This window comes from Blastocatellia bacterium (genome assembly GCA_035275065.1).
Classification (GTDB): domain Bacteria; phylum Acidobacteriota; class Blastocatellia; order UBA7656; family UBA7656; genus DATENM01.
In genome coordinates this window covers 1-5,098 of the sequence record DATENM010000070.1, presented here as the reverse complement: position 1 = coordinate 5,098, position 5,098 = coordinate 1, and the positions used below count along the sequence as shown (strand labels likewise).

The following is a 5,098-nucleotide window of genomic DNA, read 5'->3' as shown; positions in this document are numbered from 1 at the left end:
CGCCATCATTCCCGAGTTCGTGAAGGTCTTCACGTCGACGGAATCGCGCCACACGCAGGAAGTCGTCACGTCGTCGCGCGAGGGCGGCCCGTCGCTGAACATCCTGTCCGGCCTCGTCGCGGGCAACTTCAGCGCGTACTGGCTCGGCATCAGCATCGTCGCCTTGATGGCCATCGCCTTCGCCTTCAGCACGCAGGGGCTCGAAGCCCTGATGGTCGCGCCCGCCGTCTTCGCCTTCGGTCTCGTCGCCTTCGGCTTCCTCGGCATGGGTCCGGTGACCATTGCCGTCGACTCGTACGGCCCCGTGACGGACAACGCGCAGTCGGTTTACGAGCTGTCGCTTATTGAGCAGGTGCCGAATGTCGAGGAAGAGCTAAGCCGTGACTACAACATCAGCGTGAACTTCGAGCGCGCCAAGCACCTGCTCGAAGAGAACGACGGCGCGGGCAACACCTTTAAGGCGACGGCCAAGCCCGTGCTGATCGGCACGGCGGTGGTCGGGGCCACGACGATGATCTTCTCGATCATCATGATGCTCACGGAAGGGCTGAAGACCGAGTACATGGTCAACCTCTCGATGCTGCACGCGCCCTTCCTGCTGGGCCTTATCACGGGCGGCGCGGTGATCTACTGGTTCACGGGCGCGTCGATGCAGGCCGTGACGACCGGGGCTTACCGCGCGGTCGAGTACATCAAGAACAACATCAATCTCGACACGGAGAAGGCTTCGGTCGAAGACTCGAAGAAGGTCGTTGAAATCTGCACGAAGTACGCGCAGAAGGGCATGTTCAACATCTTCCTGACGGTCTTCTTCGCGACGCTCGCTTTCGCTTTCGTCGAGCCGTTCTTCTTCATCGGCTACCTGATCTCAATCGCCATCTTCGGCCTCTACCAGGCGATCTTTATGGCCAATGCCGGCGGCGCCTGGGACAACGCCAAGAAGATCGTCGAGGTCGAGCTGAAGGCGAAGGGCACGCCGCTACACGACGCCACGGTGGTCGGCGACACGGTCGGCGATCCCTTCAAGGACACCTCGTCGGTGGCGCTGAATCCTGTCATCAAGTTCACGACGCTGTTCGGGCTGCTGGCAGTCGAGCTGGCGGTCAGCCTGACCGAGAAACGGGGCGAGGACTTCAGCCACATCCTGGCGGCGGTCTTTTTCCTGGTGGCGCTCTTCTTCGTCTGGCGCTCGTTCTACGGCATGCGCATCAAGGCGGAGAAGTAATCTCGCGGGCCGCGATCATCAAAGGGCCTAAAATCAAAAGAGGGAGCCTTACGGCTCCCTCTTTTCTCACAAACCATCTGACACCGCCACGTCAAGTGTAAAATAAGTAATATTCAAGCGAGCGTGCGTGTCTGTGGACGCTTGTGAGTGTTCGATCAATTTCCGAACTCGTCGGATACTACTTCAATCGCCGTGCCATGTCCGAAGATAGGTCCCGGGAATTAAGAAATCGGGATTTTGCGGCCTTTTTTGCACCTTTTCGAGCCCGCTTCGATTGGCTATCTGTTCGCATAGGCTACAAACCGGGTGTCCGGTCGCACGGCTTTCAAACACTACCTCCGTCGCACCCGTCGCTGCTTTGCTTATGATGATCCGCCTTGTATGATTCTTCGGGGGTGCCTTATCGGTTTAAGGAGAAATCATGCACTACTACGAAGAAGACGACCTTGAGCGCTTTGGCGACATCGGCAAACACCGGCCTGACCTGTTCGAAAAATTCATGGCCTGGTATGAAGCCGTGCAGCAGGACGGGGCGCTGTCGCGGCGCGAGAAGGCGCTTATTGGCCTGGCCGTCGCCCACGCCTTGCAGTGCCCTTACTGCATTGACGCTTACGCTAAAGCCTGTCTCGAAGCCGGCTCGAACATGGAGCAGATGACCGAAGCGATTCACATGGCCTCGGCCATCCGCGGCGGCGCGACGCTCATCCACGGCGTGCAGGCACACAACGCCGTTAATAAGGTCTCGATGTGAATCCTTCGTCGCACCCACATGAGGAGCTGTGGAGTGAATCTGCCCGTATTAGCGATTAAAGATTTTGACGAGACGCTCGCCGCGCACGGCCTGGGTGAGCTGCGCGCCGCGCGGCCCACGACCCTTCAGGTCAACGTCGGCAAGGTCTGCAATCAAGCCTGCAAGCATTGTCACGTAGACGCCGGGCCTTCCCGCACAGAGAGCATGAGCCGCGAAACCGCTGAGCAGGTGCTGGACGCTGTGCGCCGCTTCCATATCGCGACCGTTGATATTACGGGCGGCGCGCCCGAGCTGAACCCGAACTTTGAGCATCTCGTCACGCAGTCGCGCCGGGCCGGCGCCCATGTGATGGTGCGCCACAACCTGACCGTGCAGTTCGTCGAAGGCAAACAGCGCCTGCCGGAATTCTTCCGCGACAACCGTGTCGAAGTCATCGCCTCGCTGCCCTACTTTCTCGCGCAACAGACCGACGCGCAGCGCGGCGCGGGCGTCTTCGATAAGAGCATCACGGCATTGCGCCGCTTGAACGAAAGCGGTTACGGGATGGAAGGGACGGGGTTGTTGCTCAACCTCGTCTATAACCCTGTCGGCGCATTCCTGCCGCCGAATCAAGAGGGCATCGAGCGTGACTTTAAGCGCGAGATGCGGGCGCGTTACGACATCGCCTTCGACCGCCTCTACACGATCACCAACATGCCGATCAGCCGCTTCCTCGATTACCTGCGGCGCTCAGGGAATTACGAACGCTACATGCAGAAGCTGGTCGCGAGCTTTAACCCGGCGACGGTCAGCGGCTTGATGTGTCGTGATTTGATCAGCGTCGGCTGGGACGGGCGGCTCTTTGATTGCGATTTCAATCAGATGATCGAGCTGAGATTGGCGGACGGCGCGCCGCGGACGATTAAGGATTTCGACCTCGCGGGGCTCGCCGGGCGGCGCATCAATACCGCCAACCACTGCTATGGCTGCACGGCGGGCGCCGGCTCAAGCTGCGGCGGCGCCACCGCCGGTTGAGCTATTGCGGGCCGGGCAGGCTCGGGCTCCACGAAGGCCGCGTCAGGTAATCGGCCAGCGTCAGCGATACCATAATCACCAGCCAGAACAAGCCTGCGACGACGAAGACCTTGGTGAGCGTCGAGCTCCAACGCACGTGCATAAAGAACAGGACGACGAGCGACGCCTTGATGATCGCGATGCCGAGCGCGATGATGACGTTTAAACGATGCAGATCAAAGTAGGCGACGATGACGGTCAGCACCGTCAGCACCATCAGCGCCAGAAAGACCGAGACATAGACTTTCGGTGTAACGACGTGTTCCGACATAACCTCCCTCTCAATGCGTCAGGTGCGCGCCCAGCAAATAGAGCAGCGGGAAAAGGAATATCCAGACGATGTCAACGAAGTGCCAGTAGAGGCCACTGATTTCTACAGGCGAATGATACTCCGGGGTGAAGCGGTTGCGCATCGCCATCCAGAAGATCACCGCCATGATCCCTAAGCCGACCACCATGTGCAGCGCATGCACGCCGGTCATCGCAAAATAGAGCCAGTAGAACATCTGCACGTGGCCCGAATCGCCCGGCAGCGCCTCGCCGTTGGGCTCTGTCCAGCTCCAGAAGTCGCGCAGAGGGATGTGGTGGGTGACGTACTTCTCGTGGTACTCGAACGCCTTGACGACCAGGAAGGTCGCGCCGAACATCATGGTCAGCACCAGACAGATCAGCAACCACTTCTTGTTGCCTTTCTGCGAGAAGTAGACCGCCATGGCCATGGTCAGGGAGCTGACGATCAGCACGATGGTGTTGACGCCGCCGAGCCTCCAGTTCAAGTGCGAGCTGGCGATGGCGAAATCATTCCCATACTTGCCGCGGTAGAGGATGTAGGCCAAAAACATGCCGCCGAAGAACATGATTTCGGTGATCAGAAACGTCCACATCCCCAGCGAGCCGGCCTCCTTCTGCTGCTCCATGTTGTCAAAGTGGTGCGCCAGCCCATAGTGCGTTGTTACATGACTATCAGCCAAAGTTCAATTCCCCCTGCGTCAAATTGGCTTCCCTTGCTTCCGTTGTGCGGCTGACGTTCAAGCCAGCCGCAGCCGTCTTGCGCCCGTCTAGCCGAGGGGCTCGTCGGGCCGCGTCGCGCCGACGACTTCGGCTTCTTCAATCGGGCGGAACTCGTAAGCGTCCCAGGTCACCACCGGCGTCTGGTAGAAGTTTTCGGTCGGCGGCGGCGATGGCGTCGTCCACTCCAAGCCGACCGCCCCCCAGGGATTCGCCGGCGCTTTCGGGCCGTACTTCAATGACCACGCCAGGTAGATCATCGGGATCAGATAGCCCACGCCCAGGACTGACGCGCCGGCGGTGCTCATCACGTTCAGCACTTGAAAATGATCCGGGTAGGCGTGATAACGGCGCGGCATGCCCATGTAGCCGAGCAGGAACTGCGGGAAGAAGGTCAGGTTGAAACCGACGAAGACCACCAGCGCCCCGAACCGCGCCCAGCCTTCCGGGTACAGGCGGCCCGTGATCTTCGGCCACCAGAAGTGCATGCCACCGAGGTAGCCCATCACCGCCCCGCCCACCATGATGTAGTGGAAGTGCGCGACCACGAAGTAAGTGTCGTGCATGTGAATGTCGAGGCCGAGCGCCGCCAGAAACAGCCCCGTCATGCCGCCGATGATGAAGAAGCCGATGAAGCCGAAGGCATACAACATCGGTGTGTCGTACGAGATTGACCCTCTATAAAGGGTCGCCGTCCAGTTGAAGACTTTGATCGCTGACGGAATGGCGACCGCGTAGCTGAGGATCGAAAAGACCATGCCGGCGTAGATCGATTGCGTCGAGGTGAAGAGGTGATGCCCCCAGACCAGGAAGCCGAAGACCGCGATGGCAATCGATGAGAAGGCCACGAACTTGTAGCCGAAGATGTTCTTGCGCGCCATGTTGGCGATCAGCTCGGAGATCACCCCCATCGCCGGCAGGATCATGATGTAGACCGCCGGGTGCGAGTAGAACCAGAAGAGGTGCTGGAACAGCACAGGGTCGCCGCCGAGGGCCGGGTCGAAAATGCCGACGTGGGCGATGCGCTCTAGCGCTAGTAACAGCACGGTGATGGCGATGAC

At 59.8% G+C, this 5,098-nt stretch carries 6 protein-coding genes; 3 read left to right on the top strand and 3 right to left on the bottom strand.

The features are described from left to right. From VJ464_17195 to arsS, 3 genes are all read left to right on the top strand, one after another. On the top strand, nucleotides 1-1,225 hold a 1,225-nt coding region (locus VJ464_17195), incomplete at its 5' end, for a sodium/proton-translocating pyrophosphatase (GenBank protein ID HKQ06873.1). A 418-nt stretch (nucleotides 1,226-1,643) separates the two neighbouring features. Further along, on the top strand, nucleotides 1,644-1,976 hold the full coding sequence (locus VJ464_17190; GenBank protein ID HKQ06872.1) for an arsenosugar biosynthesis-associated peroxidase-like protein: 333 nt from the start codon (nucleotides 1,644-1,646) through the stop codon (nucleotides 1,974-1,976). Between the two features lie 33 nt (nucleotides 1,977-2,009). Next, on the top strand, nucleotides 2,010-2,990 hold the full coding sequence (gene arsS, locus VJ464_17185; GenBank protein HKQ06871.1) for an arsenosugar biosynthesis radical SAM (seleno)protein ArsS: 981 nt from the start codon (nucleotides 2,010-2,012) through the stop codon (nucleotides 2,988-2,990). A gap of 1 nt (nucleotide 2,991) precedes the next feature. Here the strand turns inward: arsS and VJ464_17180 are convergent, their stop codons facing one another. The 3 genes from VJ464_17180 to VJ464_17170 form a co-directional block, all read right to left on the bottom strand. Beyond that, nucleotides 2,992-3,300 (bottom strand): cytochrome C oxidase subunit IV family protein, encoded by a 309-nt coding sequence (locus VJ464_17180; GenBank protein HKQ06870.1) that lies wholly within the window; start codon nucleotides 3,298-3,300, stop codon nucleotides 2,992-2,994. A 10-nt stretch (nucleotides 3,301-3,310) separates the two neighbouring features. Then, complete coding sequence (locus VJ464_17175) at nucleotides 3,311-4,000, bottom strand: cytochrome c oxidase subunit 3 family protein (GenBank protein HKQ06869.1); 690 nt, start codon at nucleotides 3,998-4,000, stop codon at nucleotides 3,311-3,313. Nucleotides 4,001-4,087: 87 nt separating this feature from the next. Next, nucleotides 4,088-5,098, bottom strand: a 1,011-nt coding sequence (locus VJ464_17170) for a cbb3-type cytochrome c oxidase subunit I (GenBank protein HKQ06868.1), incomplete at its 5' end; no start/stop codon positions are given.